The organism is Pseudomonas sp. MWU16-30323 (assembly GCF_020515595.1).
Lineage (GTDB): Bacteria > Pseudomonadota > Gammaproteobacteria > Pseudomonadales > Pseudomonadaceae > Aquipseudomonas > Aquipseudomonas yamanorum.
The window spans coordinates 1-14480 of sequence record NZ_JAIWYM010000031.1; the positions used below are offsets into that span (position 1 = coordinate 1).

Sequence of the window (14480 nt, forward strand, 5' to 3'; positions counted from 1 at the left end):
CTTTTCGTCTACGGCGACGCGGGCAGCGGAGCCTTCCAGCTCGGCGAGGCCTTCGGCGACGTCGAGTTTGTCGAGGGCAGCCTTGGCGCGCACGATGGCGGCGGAGTCATTGGCGGTGACGGCGCGGGCTTCGATGGCGGCAGCAGCGCCGGCGCCGTCGAGGCGGTCCATGTTGGCTTCGGTGGCGTGGCCGGCGTTGGCGCCTTTGGCAACTACTTCGCCGTCTTCTTCTTTGTCGAACTCGTCCCAGCTCAGCATGACGTGTCGTCTCCTGCGTGAGGGCTCTAAGGTGCCCGTGTGAAACCGGATGGTGGGGTGTTCACACGGCCCAAAGGCCGCGGTGGATCTTAAGGAATCGTTTGTTGCAGCTAACGCACGCATTAAACGGAATCAGGGTTACGGGTGTTCTGCTTGAGGCTTGAGGGGCGGAGCAATGCTTGCTGGCTCCAGCGGGGGCCTCAGGTCTGGCTCTTCATCCCCATGTAAAGGGATATTGCAGGCCCGATTTACCCGCGCATTATAGGGAAAAATTCGGCTTTGTGTTGCGGCGGATGGCCACGGATCGCAGACAAAAAGCCTGCTTTTCGAGCCAGAGCGCGGGTTTGTTGGGGTTGGCTGGAGGGACGAGCGGTAGGATTTTTTTCGAGGGGGTGAAGCGGGGCGAAGGTCGGGCCGGCTCTTTGCCGCAAGAACGATTTCTTGCGGCGAATAAGATCAGGTTCAGTTCAAACTAACGAAGTTGTTATCCGTTAGAGCAACCGTTACCCATGACCTGATATTGAAGAATATGACGCTGACCTTGTGAGTCTTCATATTCCATTTTTACCGGGACAACGTTGCATACATCCGGGACTTCACTCATGGACACTACTTTGGCGACGTCCAGGTGGGTGCTGTAAGTGTAATCCTCAACAATCGGGGTGCTCTGGCTGGCTACGTCAGTCGGGGCTTCGTCGGCCAGGGCGGCGGTGGCGCACAAGCTGCTAAGGGCCATAACTAATAACGCTTTCATTTGACTATTTACCTTTTGGCGGTCGAAAGGGGTCACGGGGCCCTTGTGAGGCCACGTGTGAAACTTGATTGGGAAGTTCGGATTAACGTTGCCTTCGTGGGGGCTGTTACGTTGTTAATCACAGTGCCTTGATGGCGAGGTTGATTTTAGGCGTCCGAGTTATATTCATATACCCGTGCTTTTGATAAACACTATTGGTGGTTTTTGTAACAATCCCGAAATGAAGGTTTTTTCAGAAACCTGCAAAGCGCCACAGGCCACGGCCCAGAGCGCCGCCGGGGGATAGGTGGGCAATTTGTAGGGGCTTGTTACTACCATCGTCGAATGGTTCTATAGGGCCGGCCCGGCTACAACAGGGCCATACAACAACAACTATGTCACCGAGGTAAGAAAGATGAGTGCGGCTTCTCTGTACCCCGTTCGCCCCGAAGTAGCAGCCAACACGCTGACCGATGAGGCGACCTACAAGGCCATGTACCAGCAGTCGGTGGTCAACCCCGACGGTTTCTGGCGCGAGCAAGCCAAGCGCCTTGACTGGATCAAGCCTTTCACCACGGTGAAGCAGACCTCCTTCGACGATCACCATGTGGACATCAAGTGGTTTGCCGACGGCACCCTCAACGTTTCCTACAACTGCCTGGACCGTCATCTCGCCGAGCGTGGCGACCAGCCGGCAATCATCTGGGAGGGCGACGACCCTGCCGAAAGCCGCACCATCACCTACCGCGAGCTGCACGAAGAAGTCTGCAAGTTCGCCAACGCCCTGCGCGGCCAGGATGTGCACCGCGGCGACGTGGTGACTATCTATATGCCGATGATTCCCGAAGCCGCGGTCGCCATGCTGGCCTGTGCCCGGATCGGTGCGATTCACTCGGTGGTGTTTGGCGGGTTCTCGCCAGAGGCCCTGGCCGGTCGGATCATCGACTGCAAATCCAAGGTGGTGATCACCGCCGACGAAGGCATTCGTGCCGGCAAGAAAATTTCCCTGAAGGCCAACGTCGACGACGCCCTGACCAACCCGGAAACCAGCAGCATCCAGAAAGTCATCGTGTGCAAGCGCACCGGCGGCAACATCAAGTGGAACCAGCATCGCGACATCTGGTACGAAGACCTGATGAAAGTGGCGGGCACCGTGTGTGCGCCGAAAGAGATGGGCGCCGAAGAAGCCCTGTTCATCCTCTACACCTCTGGCTCCACCGGCAAGCCGAAGGGTGTGCAGCACACCACCGGCGGCTACCTGTTGTACGCAGCCCTGACCCACGAGCGCGTATTCGACTACCGCCCGGGGGAAATCTATTGGTGCACCGCCGACGTCGGCTGGGTCACCGGCCACACCTATATCGTCTATGGCCCACTGGCCAACGGCGCGACCACGCTGATGTTCGAAGGCGTGCCGAACTACCCGGACATCACCCGGGTGGCGAAGATCGTCGACAAGCATAAGGTCAACATCCTCTACACCGCACCGACCGCGATCCGCGCCATGATGGCTTCCGGCACCGCTGCCTGCGAAGGCGCCGATGGCAGCAGCTTGCGCCTGCTGGGTTCGGTGGGTGAGCCGATTAACCCGGAAGCGTGGGACTGGTACTACAAGAACGTCGGCCAATCCCGTTGCCCGATCGTGGACACCTGGTGGCAGACCGAGACTGGCGGCAACATGATGAGCCCGCTGCCGGGCGCCCATGCACTGAAGCCGGGTTCGGCGGCACGTCCGTTCTTTGGCGTGGTGCCGGCGCTGGTGGATAACCTCGGCAACCTGATTGAAGGCGTGGCCGAGGGTAACCTGGTGATTCTGGATTCGTGGCCGGGCCAGGCACGTACCCTGTATGGCGACCATGACCGCTTTGTGGACACCTACTTCAAGACCTTCCGTGGCATGTACTTCACCGGCGACGGTGCGCGTCGTGACGAGGATGGCTACTACTGGATCACTGGTCGGGTGGACGACGTGTTGAACGTGTCCGGCCACCGCATGGGCACCGCCGAGATTGAAAGCGCGATGGTTGCCCACCCGAAAGTCGCGGAAGCGGCAGTGGTGGGTGTGCCCCACGACATCAAGGGCCAGGGCATCTATGTGTATGTCACGCTGAAAAACGGCGAAGAGCCGAATGAAGCGCTGCGCCTGGAACTGAAAAACTGGGTGCGTAAAGAGATCGGGCCGATTGCTTCACCCGATGTGATCCAGTGGGCACCGGGCTTGCCGAAGACCCGTTCGGGGAAAATCATGCGCCGGATCCTGCGCAAGATTGCCACCGCTGAATACGACGGGTTGGGGGATATCTCCACCCTGGCGGATCCGAGTGTGGTGGCGCATCTGATCGAGACGCACAAGACCATGAACGTCGCGTAAGGCGGGTTTGTGGGACAAAGCCCCATTCGGCATAGGCCGGGTGGGGCTTTTTTGTGAGGCGCCACAAATGTCACTGCCAAGACCGGATTAATGTGGGAGCTGGCTTGCCTGCGATGGCGGTGGGCCAGTCAACCTGCTTGGCACTGATAAAACGCTATCGCAGGCAAGCCAGCTCCCACAGGTGATCGGGTTCCTTCCACGAGGCCAATAAATATCGGTTTTGCTCGTAGGAAGTTTCTGAATGTTACCGAGCGCCGTAAATGTGTAACCCCACGCCCAAACATGAGGCAAAGTGCTACGCCGTTGCCCCGAAAACCCGCGTTTTAGACGCCCTGAAAAATTAGATCAAACGCTACACTTGCCGTGCTAGAAGGGTTTGCGAATAATAGGCCCGCAACTTGCAGCGTTAACAGGTTTAATATCTTTTGCCTCTGCATAAAATCCAGAGGCTGTCAATGTGCTGGAACCGCTTTCTCGGTGCTTCTGTAAATTGTTGTCGCATTGAGGAAATATCGGCTTCCGGCCTGTCGTTAGAATGCCGATCACTCGCTCGTCGTCGCCGATGCTGAACTGGCGCAGGACGCAGCACCGCTATTCGGTTTCACTCATTCGCATCGTGGGCCCTGGCTCATACTGCTGTTTTGCCCTATACCGATGGAGTCCCAAGATGAAGAAACTCGTGCTGTTGGGCGCCCTGGCGCTGTCCGTGCTGTCCATGCAGGCTTTCGCCGAAGGCAAGCCACTGAAGATTGGTATTGAAGCGGCTTACCCTCCGTTCGCCTCCAAGGCACCGGACGGCAGCATCGTCGGTTTCGACTACGACATCGGCAACGCCCTGTGCGAGCAGATGCAGGTCAAGTGCACCTGGGTCGAGCAGGAATTCGACGGCCTGATCCCGGCGCTGAAAGTGCGCAAGATCGACGCCATCCTGTCCTCGATGTCCATCACTGAAGACCGCAAGAAGTCCGTGGACTTCACCAACCGCTACTACCTGACCCCAGCTCGTCTGGTATTGAAGGAAGGCACTGCCGTCAGCGACAGCCTGGACGAACTGAAAGGCAAGAAAATCGGCGTGCAGCGCGGTTCGATCCACGACCGTTTCGCCAAGGAAGTGCTGGCTCCCAAAGGCGCCACCATTGTTCCTTACAGCTCGCAGAACGAAATCTACCTGGACGTAGAAGCCGGTCGCCTTGATGGCACCGTGGCCGACGCTACCCTGTTGCAGGAAGGCTTCCTCGACACGCCAGCCGGTAAAGGCTACGCGTTCACCGGCCCGGCTTTCACCGACGCCAAGTACTTCGGCGACGGCATCGGCATCGCGGTACGTAAAGGCGACAAGGAAAACCTGGACCGCATCAACGCTGCAATCGCCGCGATCCGTGCCAACGGCAAGTACAAGGCAATCCAGGACAAGTACTTCAACTTCGACATTTACGGCCCAGAAGCCAAGTAAACCGTCGCAGCTGTCTGTCCAGAATGGCGCAAGCACCAGGATCTCTGAAGTTTGCGCCATTTTTTCATCCCCCTTTTCGAGGACCTGAATCATGTTGAAAGGCTACGGGGCTGTCATCCTCGATGGCGCATGGTTGACGCTTCAGCTCGCCTTGTCGTCCATGGCCTTGGCCATTGTTCTGGGTCTGATCGGGGTCGCGTTGCGCCTCTCGCCGGTGCGCTGGTTGGCCTGGCTGGGCGACCTGTACTCCACGGTGATCCGCGGGATCCCCGACCTGGTGCTGATCCTGCTGATTTTCTACGGCGGTCAGGACCTGCTTAACCGCGTTGCGCCGTTGCTCGGCTACAACGACTACATTGACTTGAACCCCTTGGCCGCCGGTATCGGCACCCTGGGTTTCATCTTTGGCGCCTACCTTTCGGAAACCTTCCGTGGCGCCTTCATGGCCATTCCCAAGGGCCAGGCCGAAGCCGGCCTGGCGTATGGCATGAGCCCGTTCCAGGTGTTTTTCCGGGTGATGGTGCCGCAGATGATTCGGCTGGCGATCCCCGGGTTTACCAACAACTGGCTGGTACTGACCAAGGCCACCGCACTGATTTCGGTGGTGGGCCTGCAAGACATGATGTTCAAGGCCAAGCAGGCGGCAGACGCCACCCGCGAACCTTTTACCTTCTTCCTCGCGGTGGCGGCGATGTACCTGGTGATCACCAGCGTGTCGTTGCTGGCCCTGCGTCATCTTGAGAAGCGCTACTCGGTAGGCGTAAAGGCGGCTGATCTATGATCTTCGACTACAACGTCATCTGGGAGGCCATGCCGCTGTACCTCGGCGGCTTGCTGACCACCCTGAAACTGCTGGCCATTTCGCTGTTCTTCGGCTTGCTCGCGGCCTTGCCCCTGGGCCTGATGCGCGTGTCCAAGCAGCCGATCGTCAACGGTGTGGCCTGGCTGTACACCTATGTGATTCGCGGCACGCCGATGCTGGTGCAGCTGTTCTTGATCTACTACGGCCTGGCCCAGTTCGAAGCGGTGCGGGAAAGCTTCCTGTGGCCGCTGCTGTCCAGCGCGACCTTCTGCGCCTGCCTGGCGTTTGCCGTGAACACCAGCGCCTACACCGCCGAAATCATCGCCGGCAGCCTCAAGGCTACGCCCCATGGCGAGATCGAAGCGGCCAAGGCCATGGGCATGTCGCGCTACAAGCTGTATCGCCGGATCCTGCTGCCATCGGCCCTGCGCCGGGCGCTGCCGCAGTACAGCAACGAAGTGATCATGATGCTGCAGACCACGAGCCTGGCCTCCATCGTCACCCTGATCGACATCACCGGTGCCGCGCGCACGGTGAACGCCCAGTACTACTTGCCGTTCGAAGCCTATATCACGGCGGGTGCGTTCTACCTGTGCCTGACCTTCATCCTGGTGCGCCTGTTCAAGTTGGCCGAAGGCCGCTGGCTGAGCTACCTGGCTCCACGGAAGCATTGATATGGAACGTATCGATCACCTGTTGCCCTGGGGTCACCTGGGCTGCGAACGCCAACTGACGGTGTTCCGTTTCGGCAGCGGCGAGCGCAAGGCTTATATCCAGGCCAGCCTCCACGCTGATGAATTGCCCGGCATGCGCGCCGCCTGGGAGCTGAAAAAGCGCCTGACGGAACTGGAACAGCAAGGCGCCCTCAACGGCGTGATCGAGCTGGTTCCCGTCGCCAATCCGATGGGCCTGGGGCAGTTGCTGCAAGGCAGTCACCAGGGCCGTTTCGAGATCGGCAGCGGCAAGAATTTCAACCGTGATTTCGTCGAGTTGAGCGAGCCGGTTGCCGAGTTGCTCAATGGCAAGCTGGGGGATGATCCCCACGCCAACGTGCGCATGATCCGCCAGGCCATGACCGATGCGCTCAACGCCTTGCCCGCGCCGAGCAGCCAGCTGCAAGGCATGCAGCGGGTGTTGCTGAGCCATGCCTGCACCGCCGACGTGGTCCTCGACCTGCATTGTGATGCCGAGGCCGCGCTGCACATGTACGCGCTGCCGCAACACTGGCCGCAGTGGCGTTCGCTGTCGGCGCACCTGAATGTGAAGGTCGGCCTGCTGGCGGAAGATTCCGGCGGCAGTTCGTTTGACGAAGCCTGTTCGCTGCCGTGGCTGCGGCTGTCCCGGGCGTTCCCCGAGGCGCAGATTCCATTGGCGTGCCTGGCGACGACATTGGAGTTGGGCGGCCAGGCCGATACCGGCCGTGACGAAGCGATTTTCCACGCCGAAGGCATCCTGGCGTTCCTCGCCGAACAAGGCCTGATCCGTGGTGAATGGCCCGCGCCGCAGCACGAACCCTGTGAAGGCCTGCCCTTTGAAGGCACCGAGTTGTTGTTCGCGCCTCACGCCGGCGTGATCAGCTACCTGCGTAAAGCCGGGGATGTGGTGGAAACCGGCGACCCGATATTTGAAGTGATCGATCCCTTGTCCGACCGCGTGAGCATTGTTTGCGCGGGCACGCCTGGGGTGTTGTTTGCCGTTGAACGGCTACGTTATGCCCAAGCGGGTTTCTGGCTGGCCAAGGTGGCGGGGCGCAAAGCGCTGCGGCACGGGCGCTTGCTCAACGACTGACCAACTGTTTTTGTGAGAACCGACCGCATGTACAAACTTGAAGTCCAAGACCTGCATAAACGCTATGGCAGTCATGAAGTGCTCAAAGGTGTGTCCCTGGCCGCCGCGGCCGGTGATGTGATCAGCATCATCGGGTCCAGTGGCTCGGGCAAAAGTACCTTTTTGCGCTGCATCAACCTGCTGGAGCAACCCCACGCCGGCAAGATTCTGCTCAATAACGAAGAGCTGAAACTGGTGGCCAACAAAGACGGCGCCATGAAGGCCGCGGACCCGAAACAGCTGCAACGCATGCGTTCGCGACTGTCGATGGTGTTCCAGCACTTCAACCTGTGGTCCCACATGACCGCGTTGGAAAACGTCATGGAAGCGCCGGTGCACGTGCTGGGCATGTCGAAAAAAGACGCCCGGGAAAAGGCCGAGCACTACCTGGCTAAAGTGGGTGTGGGCCATCGTAAGGATGCGTTCCCTGGCCACATGTCTGGCGGCGAGCAGCAGCGCGTGGCGATTGCCCGGGCCCTGGCGATGGAGCCTGAAGTGATGCTGTTCGACGAACCCACCTCGGCGCTGGACCCGGAGCTGGTGGGCGAAGTGCTCAAGGTGATGCAGGACCTGGCCCAGGAAGGCCGGACCATGGTGGTGGTGACTCACGAAATGGGCTTTGCCCGTGAAGTCTCCAACCAACTGGTGTTCCTGCACAAAGGCATCGTTGAAGAACGTGGCAACCCGCGCGAAGTGCTGGTAAACCCACAGTCGGAGCGTTTGCAGCAGTTTCTTTCCGGCAGCTTGAAGTAATCAGGACTGCTTTTATGCACTGAATTAGTGCAAGCTTCACAGCTTTAAGGCTGGCCCCGATCCCCTGTGGGAGCTGGCTTGCCTGCGATAGCGGTGGGTCAGTTTGCCTCTCTGGCACCGACACGCCGCCATCGCAGGCAAGCCAGCTCCCACATTAGATCTCCATATGGTTTGAGATTTGTGTCGGTTTACGGGCTAGCATTGGCCTTTGTCTTCATTACTGTTACTCGCTTCGGATAGCACTCCATGACTGCCCATCGAATTGGTTTCCTGATTTGGCCCAGCACTAAAGCACTGACGCTTGCGCTGGCTGAGGAGGCCTTGCGCGTTGCTCAGCGGGTGCATCCGGACGTGGTGTACGAACTCTCGTTTTTGCAGGCCGAACCGCCAATCGACGGTGCCTGGCAGCTGCCGGGTGAACCCTGGGCCGGCAAGCTGGAAGGCTTTCAAAAGTTGTTCCTGCTGGCAGATGAGCCACCGACCGTCATCGCCTCCCAGCTCAGCACCGCCCTCAAGCAACTGGTGCGCGCCGGTTGCGTGATTGGCGGTCTGTCGGCCGGCGTGTACCCGCTGGCCCAACTCGGTCTGCTCGACGGCTATCGCGCTGCCGTGCACTGGCGCTGGCAGGACGATTTCGCCGAGCGTTTCCCCAAGGTCATCGCCACCAGTCATTTGTTCGACTGGGACCGTGACCGCCTGACCGCCTGCGGTGGCATGTCGGTACTCGACCTGCTGCTGGCAGTACTGGCCCGTGACCACGGCGCTGAGCTGGCCGGCGCCGTCTCGGAAGAACTGGTGGTAGAGCGCATCCGCGAAGGCGGCGAGCGCCAGCGCATTCCGTTGCAAAACCGCCTGGGCTCCAGCCATCCAAAGCTGACCCAGGCGGTGTTGCTGATGGAAGCCAACATCGAAGAGCCGCTGACCACCGACGAAATCGCCCAGCATGTGTGCGTATCCCGACGACAGCTCGAGCGGATCTTCAAGCAATACCTCAATCGCGTCCCCAGCCAGTACTACCTGGAACTGCGCCTGAACAAGGCCCGCCAGATGCTCATGCAAACCAGCAAGTCGATCATCCAGATCGGCCTGTCCTGCGGCTTCTCCTCGGGGCCGCACTTCTCCAGCGCCTACCGCAACTTCTTTGGCGCCACCCCTCGTGAAGACCGCAACCAGCGGCGCAGCAGCAGCCCGTTCGAGTTGTCGTCGGTGCCGTCCGAGCGCGGTTAACTTTCTACCTGCACACCCATGCGTTGCCGATAGCGCCTGAGGAGGGAGCTGCTCTGCGGCGACAGCGGGTTACCGCCCCAGTCCAGTGCGTGGAAGATATCCGCAGGCACTTCAAAAATGCCGGTACCGATATGGCGGATAGCGTTGTTGCTCAAGTCTGCGATGGTCAGTTCGCGCAAGCTGAACAGCCCGGGGGGCACGTGGCGGATGCCGGTGTTTTGCAGGTCGAGGATCTTCAAGTGCCGCATGTTGGTGAGTCGCGGTGTGATGCCCAGCGGGTTATCGCTCAGGTCCAGGTAGGTCAGCTGTTCAAGGCCGGCGAGCTGCTCCGCTGTGCTGGTCGTCAGCCGGAGAGTGCATTGGGGCAGGATCAGTTCTTTGAGCCGAGGCATGTGGAAGATCGGCTCCGGAACGTTGCCCAACGGGTAGCCCTGGACGGAGAGGCTTCGCAGTCGGCGGAAGCGCTCGAGGAAGGGGGTTATCTTTGACGTGGTGTTTTGAGCGTAAAGCGAGAGCATTGACACATGGTCGAAATTGGCCGTGAGCGCAGGCAGGTCGCCCAGCAGGGTCACCTCATAGCGCAGTTCGTGGGCAGCGGTGGGGCCGTCGTCGAAGCTATCGATCGGGGTTTCCCGGCGCCAGCACTGCTCCATCAGGTTTTTGAAACCAAACCGCCTGGCCTGTTCTTCAGCGCGTTGCTGCTGGCTCAAGAGGGTGTTCTGGGTCGGGTGTCGGTGGGGGGCGTCAATGCGCCACTCCTCGAGGTCCGCCTGGAGTTTTTCGTACTCGGCTTCCATGCGCGTCAATTCCACCCGGCTCTCTTGCAGGCTACCCGGCATGCCATAGAGGAAGCGGTTGCATTCCGGGGTGGTAAAGGTGGGGTACAGCGCCTTGAGTCGCTCGATATCAACGCTCGGAGCTGAGGCATCCCAGCGTTCACCTGTGCGCTGAAAGTGGCTTTTTATACGGTTGATCACGGCTTCCGGGAAAGGATTGTTCCCGAAGTCGAAGGCTTCGCTGGTCAGGTCTGGCAGCGCGAAAAGCGCGTCGGGCAACGCGGTAATGCGATTGTTATTGAGCACGGCGGTTTGCAGGTGCGGGCGGGTGAGTACGCCCGCCGGCAAGTGCTCGATGCCGGTGGCCGCCAGGTCGAGGTAGCGCAGGTCCGGCATTCCTTCGACGTTGGGCACCAGGCCCAGCGGGTTGGCATAAAGGTCCAGGGATTCCAGGCGCGACAGCGATGTGAGGGTTGCCAGGCTCTCGGCGCTCAGGCGTATGTTGGCGTTGCTCAATACCAGCTCGGTCAGGCGCGGCATGCTCTCCAGCCCTTCGGGCAACGTACCGAGGGGGATGTTGCGCAACCCCAGGTGACGCACATTGCGAAAGCTGGCACAGAACGCGTGGGCGCCCAGGGTGCTCTCATCGCCTGTCAGTGACAGGGCCGAGACATGGGAGAAATCTGCCTCCAGGCGGGGCAGGTGGCCCATGATCGGGTTGTCATTGGCCAGGATGTAGCCGTCACGCTCATCGCCATAATGCGTGTCCATCGGGGTTTCCCGGCGCCAGCAGCGTTTGATTTCGTTGCTCAGGTCGAGGCGGTTCTGCAATTGTTCGCTGAACGCTTGCACCGTCAATTGCACACCCGTTTGCGGGTGCAAGTAAGGTGTCTGGATGTGCCACTGCAGCAGTTGCGCCTCCAACTGCGCGTACTCTTGCTCCAGCCCTGCCAGGCCTGGCAAGGCGCCGCCGGGCAATTGGTTGAGCTGGCGCAGCAGCGCCACGTTCTGCGCGTGAGTGAAGCCGGGGTACAGCGCCTGGGTGCGCTGCAGCACGGTCGGCGGTGTGCCTGGCACAGGTGCCGGATGGTCGGGCAGTGGGTAGCCGTCCATGCCGCCGAGCAGGCGTGGTTGTTTGCCAGAGGTGGGGCGCCGGCGCGGAAAGTGCTCCAGGGCCGGCAGCAGTCGGTCGCGAGGCAGCGCCACCTGGCTGAGGGCTTCGCGCAACTGCGTGCCTTGGCGGATGTGCAGGTTGAGCCGGTTGCGCTCGGTATCCGGCAGGGCTTGCAGGATGGCGGTGTAGAGGTCGGTTTCGCCATGCAGGTGCCGGCCCTGGCTGTCATAGGCCTGATAGAGGCCGTCTTCGTGCACCAGTACCTTGAGGGCATTGCCGTTGCCGGTGCCGATGCGCTGGCTGACGGTGCCGTTGAATGCATGTTCATGCACTTCCAGGCGCACCCTGCCGGACCAGCCGGGCAGCCTGGGCAGGGAATGCAGGGCCAGGGTGCGGGTGTCGGGGTTGTCGCTCGATTCCAGGTACAGGCCTTCATAGGCGCGGTTCAGGCGGACTTCCTGGGCGGTCCAGCGGGCCAGGTCCTCCAGGCTCCTGGGCAGTTTGCCAGCGTTCAGTTCGCGGCGTTCCTGGGCCGTGGCCTGGCGGGTCAGTTCATCGGCGACGCACCCCGGCAATGCCTTGTGCTCGTCCATCAGGCGCTGGCCATCAGCGGTCTGCGGGCGGTTGAGCGATTGATAGCGCGTGTCGAACAGGTTACTGCGCCGTGCCTGGGCCGCCGCCGCAATTTTTTTGCGCAGGGTGTGCAGCCGCGGCGCAAACGCCTTGGGCGGCTGGCCGAATTCCTCCCCCAGCATCGGCTTGATTTCGTCTTCCTCCAATGCCCGCAGGGCAGTCTCCAGCAGTTCGCCATTGTTCAGTTGGGCCTGGCTGATGCGCACCGCCGGCAGCGCGTCCTGGCTGGCGTATTGCCAAAAGACCTGGCCCTGGCTATCGACCACTTGCAGGGCCTTGGTGTCGGGCCACAGGTCGGGGCGGCCAAGCAACTGCAATTGGGTAAGGGCATCGGCCTTGCCGTATTGGCCCGGGTCGTCGCTGTTCATCTGGCGGATAAAGGTCGCCAGCTCCTCATCAATCCGAAAGCGCTGCACGGTATCGGCCAGCACGGCCGGGGTGGGCTGGCGCTGTACATGCAACTGGCGCAGGGTGTTTTCCGGGATATGGCTGACGCTGCGGATCTGTTCCAGCCGTGTCGGGCTGAAGCCCTCCATGCTGTGGCCGAGGCGGCGCATCAAGGTGGTGGCGTCCCAATACAACGGTTGGTCCAGCTCGGTATGCCAGGCCCCCGTGCCGTTATGCCAGACCCGTGGCTGGTAGGCCTCGGGGCGGGTGGGGTGAAGCAAGCTGTAGTGCTCGCGACCGGGCGCCTTATTCAGGGTGAACGGCTGCCGGTCGACCGTGATCACGGCCTGGTCCTGATGGTGGTAGATGCCTTGCTCATCCGCTTTTGACTGCTCCGGCAGGGCTGCCTGGCGTTGGTAGGGGCGCAGGTCGGGCTGCCAATACCGGGTTTTGCCGTCAGCCATCGGGACTGGCTTGAAGCCGTCGATAAAGGTTTTCGCGGAGGGCGCCATCAGTGCCCGAAGTTCGCTGGCGGCAATCGTACCGCCGGCCCCGAAAGTGCCCAGTTGAATCAGCGCCTGTACCGTGCCCATCAGGTGCTCGAACGCCTCGCGGGTGCGGCCCTGCGCCCAATCAACCACCCCTTCGAAGGTTTCATCCAGCAACTGGTAGGCCATATAAGCCAGCATCGCTTCCCCCAGTACCGGCACGAAGGGCGCGACCACCATCGCGGCGATGTTGAGCAGGGTCGAGGCGATCTGCTGCAATGAATCCCACAGCGCCCAGCGGGCTTTCTGGTCGACGCGGGCGGTGGACACGGCGATCACTTTAGCGTCATTGAGGATTTTGTCGAGCGCCCGTTGGTAGCGATGGTTGGCCAGTGCGCCGGGGATCGCCACGGCGCTGAGCTGCAGGTTGGGGCGGTCCCTGGGGGTGTCGCGCCAACTGGGCAGCGGGTCGCCGGGCGTATGAGGGTGCCAGGTGATGTGGCTCAGGCGGCTGTTGAGGTTGGCGAAAAAATGCCCGCGATCCTCGTGGTTTACGAAGCGGCTGAAAAATTGCTGATAGTCGTGGCTGCGCAGTTGCCGGGTCAGTTCTGTCATGAACGCGGCGCTGGAAGGGTAGTACTTGATCGGATGCTCGGGGTCGTCCGGCACGTAAGCGATCACCGGGACGATGGCCTGCTGGCGTTCAAGGTCCGGCGCGAACAGCACGGGACCGGTCAGTTGGGCGTTCATCATCCGCACGTCATGGCCACGCAGCGGTTTGCCGCCCAGGCTCGCGCCGGGTTGGCCGTCGAGCAACCGTTGCAGCGCCTGGTGCGCGGCGGGGGGGATATCGTTTTTCATCAACGCCAGTTGCAGCGCGGTGTCCAGGGCGGCCCGTTGGCTGGCGCTGACCTGCGTCTGGAGCACGGCAGCAACGACGGCGTCGCTCAGGCCCAGGTTCTCTTCGAGGTAGCGCTGGTAGCGGGCGCCGATATCCAGCGTGCGGCACAGCTGGGTGAAGCGCTGGATCGGTAGTGTGGCCTGGATGCCGGGCAGCGGCGTTGACTGGCCTTGGGCGTCGGGTTGGTTGATGTAGTCGGAGGACGCTTCAAAGCGCTCGTCGGCTTCGAAGTTATGCAGCGCCGCCTCCAGCAACGACAGGGTCCAGGTGCGTGCGGCGCCGCTCTTGATCGGGAACCAGGGGATGGTGGCCGGGATGTACAGGCGCAGGAACGTGGTCTTCACGTTCAGCTCCAACCCGAACTGATCTTTCAGGGTAGCTTTCAGTAACGGCTCGGCGAACGCCTGCACATCCTGCAGCGCCGCCAGGCGTTGATCGACCTGGTTTTGTGCATGCCAGTGGCTGGCGTTGAGCGCGCGCCATTGCTGGCGTTGCTCGGCCGTGGTGCTGCGGTACCAGGGTTTGACATGGGGCGAACTGGCGTTCAAGGCCTCGCGCCGGGCGGCCGTGGCGGCCAGCAGCCAAGGCGCGATAGCCTGTTGCAGTGGTTGATAATGGCTGTCCGGATGCTGGGCATCGGCAGGGTTCAAGGTGTCGGGCATGGCGCTTTTCCTGTTGCGCGGAGTAAGCCGACAGCACAACAGGGCGGCGAGGGGGATTGGCAGTAGATAGTTGCGCATAAATCAATTGCGCGTGC

The 14480-nt window shown here is 61.2% G+C and carries 9 protein-coding genes and 1 pseudogene; 7 read left to right on the forward strand and 3 right to left on the reverse strand.

Annotation, left to right across the window (positions count from 1 at the left end; all coding sequences use genetic code 11):
- Together LIY45_RS25440 and LIY45_RS25445 are read right to left on the reverse strand one after the other, a co-directional pair.
- Positions 1–258 (reverse strand): annotated as a pseudogene (locus LIY45_RS25440) (ribonucleotide-diphosphate reductase subunit beta); the annotation flags it as partial.
- 484 nt (positions 259–742) lie between these two features.
- Positions 743–1012, reverse strand: coding sequence for a DUF2790 domain-containing protein (locus tag LIY45_RS25445; RefSeq protein ID WP_026077783.1), 270 nt, complete (start codon positions 1010–1012; stop codon positions 743–745).
- Between the two features lie 394 nt (positions 1013–1406).
- Between LIY45_RS25445 and acs the strand changes: the two genes are divergently transcribed.
- The 7 genes from acs to LIY45_RS25480 all read left to right on the forward strand — a co-directional run bounded on the left by acs (position 1407) and on the right by LIY45_RS25480 (position 9424).
- Complete coding sequence (gene acs / locus LIY45_RS25450) at positions 1407–3362, forward strand: acetate--CoA ligase (RefSeq protein WP_003214346.1); 1956 nt, start codon at positions 1407–1409, stop codon at positions 3360–3362.
- A 667-nt stretch (positions 3363–4029) separates the two neighbouring features.
- Positions 4030–4815: an ABC transporter substrate-binding protein gene (locus LIY45_RS25455; RefSeq protein WP_017475899.1), complete on the forward strand. Its 786-nt coding sequence runs from the start codon at positions 4030–4032 to the stop codon at positions 4813–4815.
- Positions 4816–4906: 91 nt separating this feature from the next.
- Complete coding sequence (locus tag LIY45_RS25460) at positions 4907–5596, forward strand: ABC transporter permease (RefSeq protein ID WP_003214341.1); 690 nt, start codon at positions 4907–4909, stop codon at positions 5594–5596.
- Positions 5593–6291 carry an ABC transporter permease gene (locus tag LIY45_RS25465; protein ID WP_010165618.1) on the forward strand — a complete coding sequence of 233 codons (699 nt, stop codon included), beginning with the start codon at positions 5593–5595 and terminating at the stop codon, positions 6289–6291. Before LIY45_RS25460 ends, LIY45_RS25465 begins: the two co-directional genes overlap by 4 nt.
- 1 nt (position 6292) lies before the next feature.
- Positions 6293–7405, forward strand: a complete 1113-nt coding sequence (locus LIY45_RS25470; RefSeq protein WP_226478011.1) for a succinylglutamate desuccinylase/aspartoacylase family protein — start codon at positions 6293–6295, stop codon at positions 7403–7405.
- Positions 7406–7432: 27 nt separating this feature from the next.
- On the forward strand, positions 7433–8197 hold the full coding sequence (locus tag LIY45_RS25475) for an ATP-binding cassette domain-containing protein (protein ID WP_003214336.1): 765 nt from the start codon (positions 7433–7435) through the stop codon (positions 8195–8197).
- Positions 8198–8443: 246 nt separating this feature from the next.
- Entirely contained in the window at positions 8444–9424 is a 981-nt protein-coding gene (locus LIY45_RS25480) for a GlxA family transcriptional regulator (protein WP_003214334.1), read from the forward strand.
- Here LIY45_RS25480 and LIY45_RS25485 read toward each other — a convergent pair.
- Complete coding sequence (locus tag LIY45_RS25485; protein ID WP_226478012.1) at positions 9421–14385, reverse strand: leucine-rich repeat domain-containing protein; 4965 nt, start codon at positions 14383–14385, stop codon at positions 9421–9423. The two genes, LIY45_RS25480 and LIY45_RS25485, sit on opposite strands and share 4 nt — an antisense overlap.
- Positions 14386–14480: the final 95 nt, after the last annotated feature.